The sequence below is a fragment of the Catellatospora chokoriensis genome (assembly GCF_011297315.1).
In the GTDB taxonomy this organism is placed as follows: domain Bacteria; phylum Actinomycetota; class Actinomycetes; order Mycobacteriales; family Micromonosporaceae; genus Catellatospora; species Catellatospora citrea.
The window spans coordinates 74266-92019 of sequence record NZ_JAAOTI010000018.1 but is presented as its reverse complement, the minus strand read 5'-3'; the positions used below and the strand labels follow the sequence as shown (position 1 = coordinate 92019).

The following is a 17754-nucleotide window of genomic DNA, read 5'->3' as shown; positions in this document are numbered from 1 at the left end:
TTCCGGCAATAACGGAAATAAGGCTCGTATCTCCGGAATACTGGAGCGCGGTAACCGGGTCCCTGGGAGGCGACATGCCCCGTACGCAGTCCACGGCGAAGAAGGCGACCGCGAAGAAGGCGTCGGCGAAGCAGACGGCCGCAGCGCAGCAGGCGGCCCGCAAGGCCGCCCCGAGCAAGGCGACCGCGACAAAGACCGTCACGCCGAAGGCCGCCACTGCAAAGGCCGCCACTGCAAAGGCCGCCACTACGAAGGCCTCCGCTACGAAGGCGACCGCGAAGAAGACTGCCGCCGCGAAGGCCGCTCCCGCCGAGCAGTTGCTCAGGTCGGCGGCTGTGGTCGCGGGCGGGGGCCCGGGCGGGCCTCCCGCGCGCAAGACGGGGCCGCGCAGGAAGGCGGCGGTGCCCGTACCCGCGAAGAAGGCCCCGCCTTCCCGCGCGAGCGCACGCACCGCGGCCGACCGTGGCCCGGCGCGCAAGTCGTCGCCGCGGTCCGCGGCGGGCGGCGCGGGCGCGGGCCGCAAGCCCAACATCCTGGTCATCTGGGGCGACGACATCGGCATCACCAACCTGAGCTGCTACAGCGACGGGCTGATGGGCTACCGCACGCCGAACATCGACCGCATCGCCGCCGAGGGGGTGCGCTTCACCGACTACTACGGCGAGCAGAGCTGCACCGCGGGCCGCGCCGCGTTCCTGACCGGGCAGTCGGTGTTCCGCACCGGCCTGTCCAAGGTCGGCATGCCGGGCGCGGACACCGGCCTGCAGGCCGCCGATCCGACCATCGCCGAGCTGCTGAAACCGCACGGGTACGCGACCGGTCAGTTCGGCAAGAACCATCTCGGCGACAAGGACGAGTTCCTGCCCACGCTGCACGGCTTCGACGAGTTCTTCGGCAACCTCTACCACCTCAACGCCGAGGAGGAGCCCGAGCACGAGGACTACCCGGACCCGCGCCGGTTCCCCGGGTTCAAGAAGCACTTCGGGCCGCGCGGGGTGCTGCACAGCTGGGCGCTGCCCGGCGGCGGCCAGAAGATCGAGGACACCGGACCGCTGACCCGCAAGCGGATGGAGATCATCGACGACGAGGTGTTCGAGCACGCGGCCGACTTCATCAGCCGGCAGGCCGCCGCCGACACCCCGTTCTTCGTCTGGTTCAACACGACGCACATGCACTTCAAGACGCACCCGCGCCCCGAGATCAAGGGCCAGGCGGGGCCGTGGCAGTCCGACTACCACGACGTGATGGTCGACCACGACCGCATCGTCGGGGAGCTGCTCGGCCTGCTGGACGCGCTGGGCATCGCCGACGACACCATCGTCATGTACAGCACCGACAACGGCCCGCACATGAACAGCTGGCCGGACGCGGGCATGACCCCGTTCCGCAACGAGAAGAACTCGAACTGGGAGGGGGCCTACCGGGTGCCGGCGATGCTGCGCTGGCCCGGCCGGATCCCCGCGGGCTGGGTCTCCAACGAGGTCGTCAGCCATCTCGACCTGCTGCCGACGCTGCTGGCCGCCGCGGGCGACCCGGACATCGCGGCGAAGCTCAAAGCCGGGCACGAGGCCGCCGGCAAGCGGTTCCACGTGCACCTGGACGGCTTCAACCTGCTGCCCTACCTCACCGACGCCGAGCCGCACAGCCCGCGCGAGGGCTTCTTCTACTTCTCCGACGACGGCGACCTGACCGCGATGCGCTTCGACAACTGGAAGCTGGTCTTCATGGAGCAGCGCGTGCCCGGCACGCTGCGTATCTGGGCCGAGCCGTTCGTCACGCTGCGCGTGCCGAAGCTCTACAACCTGCGCACCGACCCGTTCGAGCGGGCCGACGTCACCTCCAACACCTATTACGACTGGCTGCTGGATCGCGTGTTCCTGGTGCTGGCCGGGCAGAAGCTGGTGGCCGACTTCATCGCCACCTTCGCCGAGTTCCCGCCCCGGCAGGAGGCGGCCAGCTTCACCGTGGACCAGGTCATGGCGAAGCTGGCGGAAGGGATCGGGAGTCACTGATGGCGTTCCTGCCCTCCTGGCGGCCCGGCGCCGCGCGCGAGGCGATCACGTCGTTCCTCGACGAGTCGCTGGCGCTGCCGCCCGACCAGCGGGTGGCCGTGCTCGACAACGACGGCACCCTGTGGTGCGAGAAGCCGAACTACATCCAGTACGACTTCCTCGTGCGCACCCTGCACGCCGCCGTCGAGCACGATGCCGCCCTCGGCGACCGGACCGAATACCGGGCCCTGCTGGACGGCGACCGGGCCGCACTCGGCGAGCTGGGCCTGCAGCGGATCGCGCTGGCCCTGCTGGAGCTGTGCGCGGGCTGGACGCCGGACGAGTTCGCCGAGCGGGTGCGCGACTTCATGGCGGCCGAGAAGCACCCCGGCCGGGGCGCCCCCTATCCGAAGATGGTCTACCAGCCGATGCTGGAGCTGCTGGAGGCGCTGCGGGGGCACGGCTTCGACGTCTTCATCGTCACCGGTGGCGGCACCGAGTTCGTGCGCGCGGTCAGCCGCGACCTCTACGGTGTGCGCCCCGACGACGTGGTCGGCACGCTGGTCGAATACCACTACGAACAGCACGGCGGCGGTCCGGCGCTGGTGCGCACCGCGCAGGCGCAGGGCGAGGTCAACGAGGGCTGGGCGAAGGTCGAGCACATCCAGACCCAGCTGGGCCGCCGTCCGATCTTCGCGGCCGGCAACTCCGCGGGCGACCGGGAGATGCTGGAGTACGCCCGGGCCGCTGGTATGCCCAGCCTGGCCGTGCTGATCGACCACGACGACGCGGAGCGGGAGTACGCGTACGCCTCAGCCGCGGTGACCTTCAGGGACACCGAGCCGATCACCGCCACCGCGGGCCGCCTCGGCTGGAGCGTGGTGTCCATGCGGGACGACTGGTCGGTGATCTTCCCGGCCTGAGCCGGTGGCGGCTAGGGTCGTCCGGGAGCGCCGACCGCGAGGAGCCCTGGCATGGTTCACGACCTGCTGCTGACCGGTGGTCATGTGATCGATCCGGACAGTGGCCGCGACGGCGTGGCCGACGTGGCGGTGACCGGCGGGCGGATCGCCGCGGTCGGCGTGGACCTGCCCCGCGAGGGCACGCGCGAGCTCGTCGACGCGCGCGGCCGCCTGGTCACGCCCGGCCTGGTCGACCTGCACACGCACGTCTTCCCCGGCGCGACGTACTGGGGCATCGACCCCGACCCGGTCGCCTGGTGCTCCGGTGTCACCACCTGGGTCGACGCGGGCTCCGCCGGGGCCTACGGGCTCGACGCCCTGCGCCGCGCGGTGCGCGGCTACCGGGTGCGGGTGCCCGTGCTGCTCAACATCTCCGCCGTCGGGCTGACCGGGCTCACCGGCGAGTCCCGCGACCTCGCCGCGTGCGACGTCGACCTCGCGATCACCGCCGTCACCGCGAACCGGGACCTCGTGCACGGGGTCAAGGCCCGCATCGACGCCAACACCGTCGGGGCCAACGGGCTGGAGCCGCTGCGCCGCGCGATCGCCGTCGCGCGCGCCTGCGAGCTGCCGGTCATGGTGCACGTCGGACTTGCGCCGCCTGCCATCGCCGACCTGCTGCCGCTGCTCGGACCCGGTGACATCGTCACGCACTGCGCCAGTGGCATCGCCCTGGGCCGGGGCGGCCTCGATCCGGCACTGCGCCGCGCGTACGACAACGGGGTGCTGTTCGATCTGGGCCACGGCTCGGGCGGCTTCGCGTACGACGTGCTGGAGGCGCAGCTCGCGGCCGGGATGCCGCCGCACACCGTCTCCACCGACCTGCACGCGCGCTCGCTGCACGGTCCCGCCTTCGACCTGCCGACGACGATGGCCAAGCTGCTCGCCGTGGGCCTGCCGCCGGCCGCGGTCGTCGCCGCGGCGACCAGCGCGCCCGCGCGTGCCCTCGGGCTGCCCGCGGGCACCGGCACGCTGCGCGTCGGCGCACCGGCCGATCTGGCCGTGTTCACCGTGGAGGAGGGCGACTTCCCGCTCGCGGACGTGCACGGGCAGCTCCGCAGTGCGCCGCTGCGGCTGCGCAACGAGGCCACCTACGTCGCCGGGCGGCTGCTGCCGCCGAGCCTGCCCGCACCGCCTCCGCCGTGGGTTCCGCTCACCCGCGCCCAGCGCGACGCACTGGCCCGCCGCGAGCGCTCGGTCCGCGACCTGCTCACGTCGCCCCTGGTCGATCCCGACGGCCTCGCCGAGCAGTTCGCCCGCCCCTGATCGACCCGCAGGATCGACCCGCTCGGCGGGTCAGCGCGGTGTTGCCGGAGTGCCGGAGGAGGCGGCGCCGCAGATCGCGATCATCTTGTCGGAGAGGGCGTCGATCTTGGTGACGTCGAGCTTCTGCAGCGAGCTCATGTCGGTCAGGCTCTTGCCCTGGGCCTCGAACTCGTCGGCGAGCTGGCCCAGCGTGGTCTTGACGTCCGCGGCGTCGGCGGACGCGGCGTCGGTGCGCAGGTTCGCGGCGAGGTCGACCAGCTCGCCGCCCGCCGCCTTCACGGACTGGTTCGCGGCGGCCATGTTGCCGGAATCGGCGGCCGCGGTGACCTTGGACAGCTCGGTCGCGAACTGGCTGAGGCCGTCCTCGACGGTCTTGGCGGTCTTGGTGCAGACCTGCGGCGTAGGTTCGGCCGCGGCAGGCACCGCACTGAAGCCGAGCGCGGCGAGGACGGTGGTGGAGAGGATGCAGGCTGCGCGTGAGAGGCGTCGCATGACGTCCTCCAATCGGGGCCGCGGGCCCGGCTGGGAGAGCCGGCCCCAAGACGTCCATCTTCTGCCCGCGACGGGCGGCCCCGGGCGAACTCGGCCAAGTCCGCGCAGGTGACCGCCCGGCCGCGTACGATCCCGCGCCAACGCTGCGGCCGAAGCCCCCAACCGGCCTGGACCGCGTCCGACCTTCGGGCCGGGGCTGGGCGGGGGCGGGAGAAGCGCGGAGAGGCGGGAAGCGGGGAGAGGGCTTAGGCTCCTGCGGTGCGTAGGCGTTCCTGGGTTGCGGTCGTTGCCGGTGCCGTGATGGCCGTGCTGCCGGCGGGGTGCGGGTCGGAGGCGGTGCCGGAGCCGCAGGGCAGCTGGGTGGCGGCCGGGGCGAGTGCCGCGCCGTCGTCGGCTGCCCCGAGCGCCGCGCCCTCGTCACCCGCGCCGACGGCAGCGGTGGTGGTGGGCAACCCGAAGGGCCAGGCGACCGTGCCGGCCGAGGCGAAGGCCGTGGACACGTCGCGGCCGACCCGGGTGATCGGCAACGGCACGCCCGCGAGCTGCACCTCCAAGGCCGTGGTCGCCGCCGTCGCGGCGGGCGGGGTCATCACGTTCGACTGCGGGCCGGATCCGCTGACGATCACCATGGCGGCCACCGCGAAGGTCAAGAACGCGAACGGGCCGAAGATCGTGCTCGACGGCGGCGGGAAGATCACCCTCAGTGGCGGCGGCAAGCGGCGCATCCTCTACATGAACACGTGTGACAAGGCGCAGGGCTGGACCACCTCGCACTGCCAGGACCAGGACCACCCGCAGCTCACGGTGCAGAACCTGACCTTCGCCGACGGCAACTCGACCGGCGAGACCGCGGAGGGCGGCGGGGGCGGCGCGATCTTCGTACGCGGTGGGCGGTTCAAGGTGGTCAACTCGCGCTTCATCCGCAACCGCTGCGACGACACCGGCCCGGATCTGGGCGGCGCGGCGATCCGGGTGCTCAGCCAGTCCAAGAACCTGCCGGTGTACGTCGTCAACAGCACCTTCGGCGGCGGCAAGGGGCTCGGCGGCCGGTGCTCCAACGGCGGCGCGCTGAGCAGCATCGGCGTCTCCTGGGTGGTGCTCAACAGCGTGCTCACGCACAACAGCGCCATCGGCAGCGGGGCCAACCCGGCCCGTGCCGGCAAGCCCGGCGGCGGCAGCGGCGGCGCCATCTACACCGACGGCAACCTGTTCACGGTGCGCATCGCGGGTTCGATCGTCACGGACAACCACGCCGAGGAGGGCGGCGGCGCGGTCTTCTTCGTGAGCAACGACCGCACCGGCACCATGACGATCGAGGGCTCCACCCTGCAGCGCAACCCCAGCGACGGCTTCGAGACCGGGGGTTTCCCCGGCATCTTCTTCCTCGGCGCCCGCAACCCGACCGTCAAGTCCTCCACCCTGCGCAGGTAAACCCGCAACCAGCGAGTGGACCCGCAGGCCGCGAGCCCGCAGCGTTAAGAAGGTGCCCTTCCTCTACGCATAGCGATGGGAAGGTGCCCTTCCTTTGGCTCGGGGCGGAGGGCGGTGGCTGCTGCCGCGACGAACAGGGCCAGGACGGCGGGGACCGCCAGGGCGGCGGGGAGGCCGACCACCTCGGCCAGTGCGCCGATGACCAGGGGGCCGACGACGAAGCCGAGGAAGCCGAGGCTGGCGACGCGGGCGATGGCCTGCCCGGCCCGCGCCGGGTCCTGGCTGCCGGCCGCGGAGAACACCTGTGGCGCGATGCAGGCCAGCCCCGCGCCGAGCAGGCCGAACCCGGCGACCCCGGCGACCGGGTGCGCGATCAGCAGCGCGGTGCCGAGGCCCAGCGCGGCGAGCACCCCGCTGTAGCGGACCAGCCGCACCGGGCCCAGCGCTGCGGTGAGCCGGTCGCCGACCAGCCGCCCGGCCATCATCATGATCGAGAAGGCGGCGTACGCGGCGGCCGCGAAGCCCGGCGTGCTGCCCAGGCTGTCGCGCAGGTAGACGCTGCTCCAGTCGGCCGCCGCGCCCTCGCCGACGAGGCAGCAGAAGACCAGCACGCCGAGGAACGTCACGCCCGGCAGCCCGCCCCCGCCCGGCCCGGTCTCCGCCGCCGGGACCGCCGACGGGGCGAGCCGCCGGCGTGCCGCCACCGGCGCGGTCACCGCGACGACCGCGGCCACGGCCAGGAAGGTGGCCGGCGCACCGAGCCCGGCGTACGCGCACAGGCCGCCGACCGCCGCCCCGAGGAAGCCGCCGATGCTGTAGACGGCGTGGAACGACGACATGATCGGCGCCTGCCAGGCCCGCTGCACCTCGACGGCGGCCGTGTTCATGGTGATGTTGAGCAGCCCGTGCGCGGTGCCGAAGGCCAGCAGGCAGCCGGCCAGCACCGGCAGGTTCGGCGCGAACGCGGGGGAGGCCAGCAGCAGGCCGTCGGCCAGCACGACGGGCAGCAGCAGCCGGCCGGCGCCGTACCGGTCGACCAGCCGTCCCGCGGCCTGCATGCCGATGATCGCCCCCGCGGCGAAGGCCAGCAGGCCGAGGCTGAGCGCGCCGTCGGTGAGCGCCAGGCCCTGTTTGATCGCCGGGATGCGGGCGGTCCAGGTGCCGAGGATCACGCCGTAGAGTCCGAAGAGCAGGCCGACGGCCAGCCGCGCCCGGTGCAGCCGGACGCGGTCGTGCGGTGACGAGGTCATGGGGTCCGTCTCCGAAGGGTGCGGGCCGGGGAGGGCCGCTGTGAGTGCGAACATCATGAATGTATGCGGCCCCTGCGCGGCCCGCAGCCCGGCCGTCCCGGCGCGCGAGCCTGTATGCTGCGCAGTGCCCTGGCCAGGCCCTGGGTTCGAGCGGCGCGCCCGCTCGTGGCCGGCCGGGAGCTGACTAGTGCCGGTCGAGAACTGCGGGAGCGAAGATTCATGTCGAACGAGACGCTGCTGGTCACCGGTGGTGCCGGCTTCGTGGGCACACACCTCATCCGGGCGCTGCTGGACACCCACCCGACCGCGCGGATCGTGTCCGTCGACAACTACTTCACGGGCCGGCACGACAATGAGATCGTCGACGAGCGGGTGAAGTACCTCGACGGCTCGACCGTGGACATCTTCAAGATCTGGGCGGAGCACGGCTTCGAGTCCCCGAAGATGGTCTTCCACCTGGGGGAGTACGCCCGGATCGTGCAGTCGTTCGACGAGTTCGACCGCACCTGGGAGTACAACACCCACGGCACCAAGGAGGTCATCCGCTTCGCCGCCCAGCACGGCGCGCGGCTGGTCTACTCGGCGTCCAGCTCGAAGTTCGGCAACGAGGGCCAGGACGAGCACCTCAACCCGTACGCCTGGACCAAGGCCAAGAACGTCGAGCTGATCAAGAACTATGGCGAGTGGTACGGCCTCGACTACGTGATCACGTACTTCTACAACGCGTACGGGCCGGGCCAGATCAGCGCCGGCACCTACGCGACCGTGCTCGGCATCTTCGAGCGGCAGTACCTCGCGGGCGAGCCGCTGACGGTGGTGTCCCCGGGCACGCAGACCCGCGACTTCACCCACATCTCGGACATCATCTCCGGCATCCTGGTCTCCGCCGAGGGCGGCAAGGGCGACGGCTACCTGCTCGGCAACGGCCGGGAGTGGGAGCTGATCGAGGTCGCGAAGATGTTCGGCACCGAGCACGTGATGATCCCGGCCAAGCGCGGCGAGCGCACCCACGGCCGCGCCGACAACTCGAAGGTGCGTGACCTGGGCTGGGAGCCGAAGGTGGCGCTGGACCGCTACATCGCCGACTTCGTGCGCGACAACCCGCGCCCGTGAACCGGTGAACCGCGGTCCTGGTCCAGAAGCTGGACCAGGACCGCGGCTCCGTTTCCACGGAGCAGCGGTCAGATCCAGCCGCGGCGGGCCGCGATCGCGCCCGCCTGGAAGCGGTTCGCCGCGCCCAGCAGCTCGTACAGGCGGCTCATGCGCCGCCGCATGGTGCGCACCGACCAGTCCAGCTGCCGCGCGACGGCCTCGTCCTTCAGCCCGCTGACCAGCAGGATCAGCAGCGCCCGGTCCTCCTCGGACACCGGGTCCTCGGCCGGGGCGAGCAGTGGCACGGCCGTCCGCCAGCACAGCTCCCAGTAGTCGATCAGGCCGTCGAGCAGCGTGGACGGCCGGATGACGGCGGCCCGCACCTCGGTCAGGTCCAGCGACAGCGGCATCAGCGCGATGCGCCGGTCCGCGATGGCCAGCTTGATGCGCAGGCCGGGCAGCACCCGGGCCTGCTCGCCGTGGCTGATCAGCTCGCGGATGTCGTCGAAGACGCCGGGCCACTCCAGGGCCTCGGGCGCGTACACCGCCCGGTACCGCACGCCCCGCGCGATGCCGGCCTGCTCGATCGGGTTCGAGGTGGTCAGCGCGTACGGCGGCCGGTCCAGCGTGATGACCTCCTCGCGGGCCTCCTGCTGGATCTGCACGAACCACCGGCCCAGCGCCTCGCTGCCGGTCACGATCTCGATCTCCTCGCCGGTGCCGGAGTGCGCGGCGGCGAACAGCATGGACAGCTGCGCGGCGGCGGCCTGCACCCGGTCCAGCTCCGCGGAGCGGGCGCGGACCAGCGCGGACACCCCCGCCTGCGGCTCGATCGCGGCATACCGGCGGCGGGCGCCGGCCAGCCGGCCGACCAGCCCGTGATCGCGCAGCCGGTCCAGGGCGCGGGCCACCCGCTCGGCCGAGCAGCCGAGCTCGTCGGCGAGCTCGGCCGGGGCGGCGGTGCGGCGGACGAGGATGGCGCGGTAGACGGCCTCGTCGAAGGGGTCGACACCGGCGGGGGTGAGGTCCGAGGGCATGGCCAGATCTTGGCCCAAGAGTGCCACCGGCAGCAACGGGCCAGTGGAGATCGTTGCGCCGAACGGCTGAGGACCAGTAGACCGCTTAGCTATGAAACTCCCCCCTCGTTTCCTCGCGGCCGGGCTGTCGGCCGTGGTCGTCGCCGGGACGCTCTCGGCATGGTCCCCGGCGGACGCCGCCACCCCGGCCGCGCAGCGGCGGGTCATCGTGCTGCTCGCCGGGGACGCGGCGGTGGCGTCGGCCCCAGCCGGCGCGCTGCGTGACGCCGCCGGCACGGCGCAGGTCACCGGCGCGCGCCAGGCGGTGCAGGACCGCCAGCGCGCCTTCCTCGACGGCGCCCGCGGCAAGGGCCTGCGGCTGACCCGCGAACGCCCGCTGAGCCTGCTGGTCAACGCGGTCGCCGCCACCGTCCCGGCGGACGAGGTGGCGCGGCTGTCCGCGCTGCCCGGGGTGCTCGCCGTCGTGCCGGACGCACCGGTGCGGGCGTACACCGACGTGAGCGTGCCGCTGATCGGCGCGACCGAGGTCTGGCAGCGCAAGGACGACACCGGCACCCCCGCCAAGGGCAAGGGCGTGACCGTCGCCGTCATCGACAGCGGCGTCGACTACAGCCACCCGGACCTCGGCGGCGGCCTGGGCGAGGGCTTCAAGGTCGTCGGCGGGTACGACTTCGTCAACGGCGACGCCGACCCGATGGACGACAACGGGCACGGCACCCACGTCGCGGGCATCATCGCGGGCAAGGCGGCCACCACGGGCGGCGTCACCGGGGTCGCGCCGGAGGCGAGCCTGCTGGCGTACAAGGCGATGAACGAGTGGGGCGAGGGCTGGACCTCCGACATCGTCGCGAGCATCGAGGCGGCCGCCGACCCGGCGAACCCGCACCGGGCCGACGTCATCAACATGAGCCTCGGCGGTTACGGCGACGGCCTCGACCCGCTCGGCCTGGCCGCGACCGCGGCCACCCGGGCCGGGGTCGTGGTGGTCGCCGCGGCGGGCAACAGCGGTCCCGGCCGCGACACGGTCGGCACCCCGGCCGTCGCGGACGGCGTCATCGCCGTGGGCGCGTCCACCAGCAACATGGTGCTGCCGACCGCGTACGTCGGCGGGGTGCGCCTGCAGACGTACCGCGGTGTCCTGTCGGCGAACCCGGCGGCCAAGCCGGTCACCGGGCGCCTGGTCGACGCGGGCTACGGCAGCACCGAGGAGCTGGACGCGGCCGGTGACCTGCGCGGCAAGGTCGTGCGCATCACCGGTTTCGCCGCACCAGTGCTGGACTACCTGTCGCAGTGGGAGCTGGACCTGGCCAAGGAGCTGGAGCGCCGGGGCGCGCTCGCGGTGGTCTCGGGCCAGGCCGACTCCGGCCCGGTGGTGGCCGCCGCCGACGGCTCTGTGCCGGTCGCGCCGTCCACCTCGGTGAAGGGCCTGGCGAAGGGCCTGGCCAAGGACCTGGTGGGCACGCAGGCCTCCGGTGACCTGTACCGGATGGACAAGCTGGTCGTGCTCGGCATGGACGGCACGCAGCACGAGGAGCTGACCGCGCGGCTGGCCGCGGGGCCGGTCGACGTGACGCTGCAGGGCGAGGACGTCACCGATCGGATCGCCGCGTTCTCCTCGCGCGGCCCGTCGCTGCGCTTCGGCCTCAAGCCCGACCTGGTCGCGCCGGGTGTCGGCATCCGCTCGACGGTGCCGACGGCGCTGTTCGGGCCGGGGCAGTACCTGATGTCCGGCACCTCGATGGCCGCCCCGCACGTGGCCGGCGCGGCGGCGCTGCTGCGCCAGCTGCACCCGGGCCAGGAACCCGCGCAGGTGCTGGCCACGCTGACGGGCACGGCCAAGCCGGTGGGCGGCACCCCGACCGCGTACGGCGCGGGTCGGCTCGACGTGGCCGCGGCCGCGCGCGCCACGCTCACCGCCGACCCCGCGTCGGTCTCGTTCGGACTCGCCGACCTGGGCGGCTCGACCGTGGGCGGCAGCCGGACCGTCACCCTGCACAACTCGGACACGCGCGCGATGACCGTGCGCCTGCGCACCGGCGACAAGACCGTGACCGTCGCGCCGGACCGGGTGACCGTGCCGGCCGGGCGCACCGCGAAGGTGACCGTCACGCTGCGGGCCGCGCGGCCCGCCGGGGACACCGAGCTGTCCGGCGTGATCACCGCCGACGGCGGCGCGGGCCGGGTCGCCCGGGTGCCGTACCTGCTGGTGGTGCGGCCGCTGATCGTGGCCGCGACGCCCGACCCGAGCGACGGCCACAGCACCGTGTGGATCGGCGCGCCGACCGGGCTGGCCGCCGCGCCCGCCGTCACCGTCGACCCGCCGCGCGGCCGGTCGTACACCGTGCCGGCGACCCACCGGTACGACAACGTGTACACCGCCGACCTCACCGGCGAGGACCCGGGCGCGTACCGGGTGAGCGTGCGCGGCACCGCGGCCTCCGGGCAGCGCCTGATCGGGTCGAGCGGCTTCGAGGTGCTGCCCGAGGACGTGCGGCGCACCAAGTGGGATCCGGTCGGCCCGTACGGCACGGGCGGGCAGCTAGCCCTCACCCCGGCCGACGGCGCGGTCGGTGTCATGAGCACCGACTACAAGGCAGGCCCGTGGCTCACCACCGACCACGGCAAGAGCTGGAGCCAGCTCAACCGGCTCCCTGTCGCCGGGAACGCGGGCGTCGGCACGCCCGTGCTCGACACGAAGAACGCGTCGCGCTGGTGGTACGCCGTCAACGACCCGCAGACCGGCGGGAAGATCCTGCGCACCACCGACCGGGGCCGCACCTGGCAGACGCTGCCCACGCCGGCCGGCTGGGTCGACGAGCTGGTCGCCGACGCGCAGACCCGCGTGCTGGTGGCGGTCATCGGCGGCGCGCTGTGGACCAGCGTGGACGGCGGCGACGGCTGGACGGCGATGCCGTCCGGGCTGCCCGGCGAGATCCAGCACGCGGCGATCGGCGGCGACGACCTCTACCTCGCCGACTTCGACGGCGTGTGGAAGCTGTCCGGTGTCGTCTCCGGCACGCCCGCCGCGGCCGTGCGGGTGTACGACAGCGCGTCGAAGTTCGTCGCCTCGCTGAGCGCCGACGACGGCGTCGTCGCGGCAGTGGTGTGGGGCGAGGGCGTGGTCGGCTCGCACGACGGCGGCAAGAACTGGTCCACGCTGTACAGCCGCGAGTTCGGCCTGCACACGATGCGGACCTCGGGCGGTGACCTGTACGTGGCCACCCTGTCCGGCGAGGGCCTGGTCGGCCGCGACCACGGCCGCACCTGGGAGTCGGTGCCGCTGCCGGCGCACGACGCGCTGGTCACCGACTACGACCGCTGGGCCGACGGCACGGCGACCACGGCCACCTCGGCCGGCCTCTACGCGACCGGGCCGGCCGGCTACCGCCGCCTCGGCGTGCAGGGCACCACGGTGTACGACCTCGCCGTGGTCGGCGGCGACCTGGTGGCCGGCACCGAGAGCGGCCTCTACCGCACGGCGTCGCCCGCGACCGGCCCGGACTGGGGCGCGGCCGAGGGCGAGGGCTGGATCGGCGCGGGCGCGGAGTTCCTCGCCGTGTCCCCGGCCGACGCCAAGGTGGTCTGGAAGATCCGCCGGGCCGCCTGGGGCGACCAGTTCATGTTCGGCCGCAGCGACGACGGCGGCCGCACCTGGAGCGAGGTCTTCACCGGCACCGAGAAGCCGACCTCGCTGCTGATTCACCCCGCCGACCCGAACCGGGTGTACGCCGGCTTCGAGCGGCTGAGTGGCCAGGGCCTCACCGTCACCCTCGACGGCGGCCGCACCTGGAAGAACCTGTACCTGGACGAGCGGGTCAACGCGCTGGCCGGTGACCCGGCGGACGCGAAGCGGCTGTGGCTCGGCATGAACAGCGGCCTCTACCGCTCCGACGACGGCGGCGTCACCCTGACCAAGGTCGCCGACGGCCAGGTCATCGCGCTGCGGGTGGACGGCAGGCGACTCGCCGTCGGCGGTCCGAGCATCCGGACCAGCACCGACGGCGGCCGGACCTTCCGCACCGCCGACACCGGCTCCCTGGACCTGATGGTGTCCGACTTCGCCGCCAAGGGCGACACCCTCTACGCGGCCACCACCACGTGGTCCGCGTACGGCCTCGCCAAGGGCGGCCGGGGTGTCCTCCGCAGCGTCGACGGCGGCCGGACCTGGCACAACATCTCGTCCGGCCTGCAGAACCTGGACGTCACCACCCTCGCGGTGAGCCCCGACGGCCGCTGGCTGTTCGCCGGGACCCTCCGCGGCGGCGTCCACCGCATCCCCCTCCACTAGGAGAAAAGAAGGGCACTTTCTTATCGCGGAGCGATAAGAAAGTGCCCTTCTCCACCCGCTCGTCGGGGCGGGGCTAGGCGTTCGCCTGCAGTTTCGGGGAAAGTGCAGGTTCACGCCGTCCGATGGGTGCAGTTTCCCCGAAACTGCAGGCCCACCCGGCGGGTCAGTGGGAGTCGCGAGGGACTTCGGAGCCGCGGGAGCCGGTGAGGAAGTCGAAGTCGGCACCCAGTTCGGCCTGCTGGACATGGGCGCGGTAGAGCCAGCGGTAGCCGGACCTGTCGGCGGCCGAGCGCGCCGGTTCGGCCCAGTCTGCGGCGCGCTCCGCCAGCTCGTTTTCGGACACGAGCAGGTCCAGGGTGCGGGCGGGCACGTCGAGCCGGATCCGGTCGCCGGTGCGGACCAGGGCGAGCGGCCCGCCGACGGCCGCCTCCGGGGACACGTGCAGGACCACCGTGCCGAAGCCGGTGCCGCTCATCCGCCCGTCGCTGATCCGTACCATGTCGGTCACGCCCTGGCGCAGCAGCCGGGTCGGGATCGGCACGTTGGCCACCTCCGGCATGCCCGGGTATCCCTTCGGCCCCGCGCCCCGGACCACGATCACGTCGTCGGCCGCCACGTCCAGGTCCTCGTCGTCGCAGACCGCGTGGTAGTCCTCGGGAGAGTCGAAGACCACGGCGCGGCCCTCGTGCGCCAGCAGGTGCGGCGAGGCCGCCGACTGCTTGAGCACCGCGCCGCGCGGGCACAGGTTGCCGGTCAGCACGGCCGTGCCGCTGCCGGCCGCCTGCAGCGGCTTGTCCCAGGGGCGGATCACCTCGTCGTTCCAGCACCCGGCGTCGGCGACCTCGGTCCCGACGCCGCGGCCGGTGACGGTGACCGCGTCGCCGTGCAGCAGCCCCGCCTCGGCCAGCCGCCGCAGCACCACCGGCAGCCCGCCCGCGTAGCAGAAGTCCTCCATCAGGAACCGGCCCGAGGGCATCAGGTCGACCAGGGTCGGCACCTGCCGGATCAGCCGGTCGAAGTCGTCGAGGCTCAGCTCGACCCCGACCCGTCCGGCGAGCGCGAGCAGGTGCAGCACCGCGTTGGTCGAACCGCCGATCGCGGCGTTGGCCCGGATGGCGTTCTCGAAGGACTCCCGGGTCAGGATCGCGCTGGGCCGCAGGTCCTCGTCGACCATCGCGACGATGCGGCGGCCGGCGGCCTGGGCCGTCTCGTAGCGGCGGGCGTCGACCGCGGGCCAGCTCGCCGAGCCGGGCAGCTGCATGCCGAGGGCCTCGGCCAGGCACGCCATGGTCGAGGCGGTGCCCATCGTCATGCAGTGGCCGTTGGAGCGGGCCATGCAGCCCTCGGCGACCTCGCACTCGGCGACGGTCATCCGGCCGGCCTTCACCTCTGCCTCGAACTTCCAGACGTGCGTGCCCGATCCGACGTCCGCGCCCTGGAACTTGCCGTTGAGCATCGGCCCGCCGGTGACCATGATCGCCGGCAGGTCGACGCTCGCCGCGGCCATCAGCAGGCCGGGCGTGGTCTTGTCGCAGCCGGACAGCAGCACGACGCCGTCGAGCGGGTTGGCCCGGATGAGCTCCTCGCCCACCATCGCCACCAGGTTGCGGTAGAGCATCGCGGTGGGGCGCATCAGCGTCTCGCCGGTCGCCATCACCGGGAACACCAGCGGGAAGCCGCCGGCCTGCCACACGCCCCGTTTGACGGACTCGGCGACCCGGTCCAGGTGGGCGTTGCACGGCGCGAGCTCCGACCAGGTGGAGGCGATCCCAATCACGGGCCGGCCGTCGAAGACCTCGGGCCCGTGGCCCTGATTGCGCATCCACGACCGGTACACCATGCCCGAACGCCCCTCGGCGCCGAACCAGTGCCGGCTGCGCCGCGCGGGCGAGGCCTCCGTGTCCATGTCCACCTCCGGCCGTGCGCCGACGTGCGGTGTCCGGTGCCGCGACGGCCGCGCTGGGATTACGTGTATCGACACACTAGGGTCTGCTGGCATGTCGGCACCACAGCGCCGGCCGGGCAGGTCGGGGCCCCGGCCGTGAACATCGTCAGATACCAGGTGGACGGTGCGCCGGACGTCCGTGTCGGGCGGCATGCCGACGGCGAGGTCACCGAGCTGCGCGGCGTCGCGTCGCTGGCCGAGCTGTGGCGGTTGCCGCTGGCGGAGCTGCGCGACCGGCTGGCCCGGCCCGAGCCGGGCCCGGCACTGCCACTGGCGCAGGTGCGCCTGCTCGCACCGGTCGACGGCACCACCGAGGTATGGGCCAGCGGCGTCACCTACCGCGTCTCGCGCGAGGCCCGGGTCGAGGAGAGCGAACGCGCCGCCGACGTCTACCAGCTCGTCTACGACGCGGCCCGCCCCGAACTGTTCTTCAAATCGGCGGCGTGGCGGGTGCGCGGCCCCGGCCAGGACATCGGCGTGCGCGCGGACTCCGAGGTGGACGTGCCCGAGCCCGAGCTGGCCCTGGTCGTCAACCGGTTCGGCGAGATCGTCGGGTACACCATCTGCGACGACGTGTCGTCGCGCACCATCGAGGGCGAGAACCCGCTGTACCTGCCCCAGGCGAAGATCTACTTCGGGGCCTGCGCCCTCGGTCCGTGGATCACGCCCGCCTGGGAGGTGCCGGATCCCTACGATCTGGACATCGCGCTCACGATCACGCGCGACGGGGCCACCGCCTGGCAGGGCACGGCGGGCACCTCGTTGCTGCACCGGCGGCTCGACGAACTCGTCGGCTACCTGATGCGCGGCGACGTCCACCCAGACGGGGTGGTGCTGTCCACCGGCACCTGCCTGGTGCCGCCCACGCCGTTCAGCCTGCGCGACGGCGACACCGTGCGCATCACCGTCGGCGCGCTCGGCACGTTGGCCAACCCGGTCCGGCGGGGCATGCCGGGGACGGACGCGACGTGACCCAGCCCGGCAGCATGCACCGCCCGCACGACGAACAGGACACGATGCACGACGAGATCCGACGCCTGATGGCAGCCGCTCCGATGCCCGCGGTCGCCGTCAGCGTCTTCGACCCGGCGACGACCCGGTTCAGCGAGGTGGCGGGCACGGCCGACGGCACCACCGGCCGGCCGGCCGGCCCGCACGACTGGTGGGACCTGGCCAGCGTGACCAAGACCCTGGTGACGCTGCCCGAGGTGCTGGCGCGTCTCGACCTCGACAGCCCGCTCGCCGACGTGTGGTCTCCGACGCGCGACCAGCCCGTCGGCCGGGCGACGGTGGCTCAGCTGCTCTCGCACCAGGCGGGCCTGCCCGCGGTCCGGCAGTTCTTCCGCACGGCCACCACGCGGGACGAGATCGTCGCGCAGGCCGTGGCGACCCCGCTGGTGCGCGCGCCCGGCAGCGGGGCGGAGTACAGCGATCTCGGGTTCCTGCTGCTCGGCGAGGCGGTGCAGGACCACGCCGGGCTCAGCCTGGCCGAACTCGCCCGGCGGCGCAGTGGACTGCGCTACGGGCCGGTGCCGGGCGCCGCCGTGGCCACCGAGATCTGCGCGTGGCGCGGCCGTCTGATCGTCGGCGAGGTGCACGACGAGAACGCGTACGCGATGGGCGGTGTCGCCGGCCATGCCGGCGCGTTCGGCACCCTCGCGCAGGTCACCGCGGCGGCGCAGGCCTGGCTGGCCGGCACGGTGCTGCCGTCGCGCCTGCACCGCGCCGCGTCCCGCTGCTGGGCGGAGAACGCGGCGGACGAGCGCTTCGGGCTCGGCTGGTGGCTGCCGCCGACCCGGGGCATCTGCGGGCCCTCGGCGGGCGCGGACGCCTACGGCTGCTCGGGTTTCGTCGGCAATAGGATCTGGCTGGAGCCCGCGCGCGGCTACGGGGTGGTCGTGCTCAGCAACCGCGTGCACCCCTCGCGCGAGCACCCGGAACGGTTCCGCGACTGGTGCGTCGCGCTGCTCGAAGCCGTGGCGGCACACCACCGCTGACCG

At 73.2% G+C, this 17754-nt stretch carries 12 protein-coding genes; 8 read left to right on the top strand and 4 right to left on the bottom strand.

Annotation, left to right across the window (positions count from 1 at the left end; all coding sequences use genetic code 11):
• Positions 1-74 precede the first annotated feature (74 nt).
• From HAV39_RS25770 to HAV39_RS25760, 3 genes are read left to right on the top strand one after another with little or no spacing between them, the layout of a single operon-like run.
• Positions 75-2012, top strand: a complete 1938-nt coding sequence (locus tag HAV39_RS25770) for an arylsulfatase (RefSeq protein WP_203736086.1) — start codon at positions 75-77, stop codon at positions 2010-2012.
• A complete protein-coding gene (locus HAV39_RS25765) occupies positions 2012-2914 on the top strand; it encodes an HAD family hydrolase (RefSeq protein ID WP_191841743.1) in 903 nt (300 codons plus the stop codon). The genes HAV39_RS25770 and HAV39_RS25765 overlap by 1 nt, the downstream gene beginning before the upstream one ends.
• Before the next feature lie 51 nt (positions 2915-2965).
• Positions 2966-4219 (top strand): amidohydrolase/deacetylase family metallohydrolase, encoded by a 1254-nt coding sequence (locus HAV39_RS25760; RefSeq protein ID WP_191841742.1) that lies wholly within the window; start codon positions 2966-2968, stop codon positions 4217-4219.
• A 30-nt stretch (positions 4220-4249) separates the two neighbouring features.
• Here HAV39_RS25760 and HAV39_RS25755 read toward each other — a convergent pair whose 3' ends face one another.
• Complete coding sequence (locus tag HAV39_RS25755) at positions 4250-4711, bottom strand: hypothetical protein (RefSeq protein ID WP_191841741.1); 462 nt, start codon at positions 4709-4711, stop codon at positions 4250-4252.
• Positions 4712-5011: 300 nt separating this feature from the next.
• Between HAV39_RS25755 and HAV39_RS25750 the strand changes: the two genes are divergently transcribed.
• A complete protein-coding gene (locus HAV39_RS25750) occupies positions 5012-6142 on the top strand; it encodes a hypothetical protein (RefSeq protein WP_191841798.1) in 1131 nt (376 codons plus the stop codon).
• A gap of 44 nt (positions 6143-6186) precedes the next feature.
• On the opposite strand, the gene HAV39_RS25745 is transcribed toward HAV39_RS25750, so the two are convergent.
• Positions 6187-7392 carry an MFS transporter gene (locus HAV39_RS25745; RefSeq protein ID WP_191841740.1) on the bottom strand — a complete coding sequence of 402 codons (1206 nt, stop codon included), beginning with the start codon at positions 7390-7392 and terminating at the stop codon, positions 6187-6189.
• A 219-nt stretch (positions 7393-7611) separates the two neighbouring features.
• Between HAV39_RS25745 and HAV39_RS25740 the strand changes: the two genes are divergently transcribed.
• The gene (locus HAV39_RS25740) at positions 7612-8505 is read left to right on the top strand and encodes an NAD-dependent epimerase/dehydratase family protein (protein ID WP_191841739.1); all 894 of its coding nucleotides are present in this window, start codon (positions 7612-7614) and stop codon (positions 8503-8505) included.
• Positions 8506-8573: 68 nt separating this feature from the next.
• On the opposite strand, the gene HAV39_RS25735 is transcribed toward HAV39_RS25740, so the two are convergent.
• Entirely contained in the window at positions 8574-9521 is a 948-nt protein-coding gene (locus tag HAV39_RS25735) for a helix-turn-helix domain-containing protein (protein ID WP_191841738.1), read from the bottom strand.
• A 91-nt stretch (positions 9522-9612) separates the two neighbouring features.
• On the opposite strand from HAV39_RS25735, the gene HAV39_RS25730 reads away from it, so the two are divergent.
• Complete coding sequence (locus HAV39_RS25730; RefSeq protein ID WP_191841737.1) at positions 9613-13809, top strand: S8 family serine peptidase; 4197 nt, start codon at positions 9613-9615, stop codon at positions 13807-13809.
• Between the two features lie 163 nt (positions 13810-13972).
• Here HAV39_RS25730 and HAV39_RS25725 read toward each other — a convergent pair whose 3' ends face one another.
• Positions 13973-15715 (bottom strand): IlvD/Edd family dehydratase, encoded by a 1743-nt coding sequence (locus HAV39_RS25725; RefSeq protein WP_191841736.1) that lies wholly within the window; start codon positions 15713-15715, stop codon positions 13973-13975.
• Positions 15716-15850: 135 nt separating this feature from the next.
• Between HAV39_RS25725 and HAV39_RS25720 the strand changes: the two genes are divergently transcribed.
• Together HAV39_RS25720 and HAV39_RS25715 are read left to right on the top strand one after the other, a co-directional pair.
• Entirely contained in the window at positions 15851-16726 is an 876-nt protein-coding gene (locus HAV39_RS25720) for a fumarylacetoacetate hydrolase family protein (RefSeq protein WP_191841735.1), read from the top strand.
• Positions 16723-17751, top strand: a complete 1029-nt coding sequence (locus HAV39_RS25715; RefSeq protein ID WP_191841734.1) for a serine hydrolase domain-containing protein — start codon at positions 16723-16725, stop codon at positions 17749-17751. The genes HAV39_RS25720 and HAV39_RS25715 overlap by 4 nt, the downstream gene beginning before the upstream one ends.
• Positions 17752-17754 lie beyond the last annotated feature (3 nt).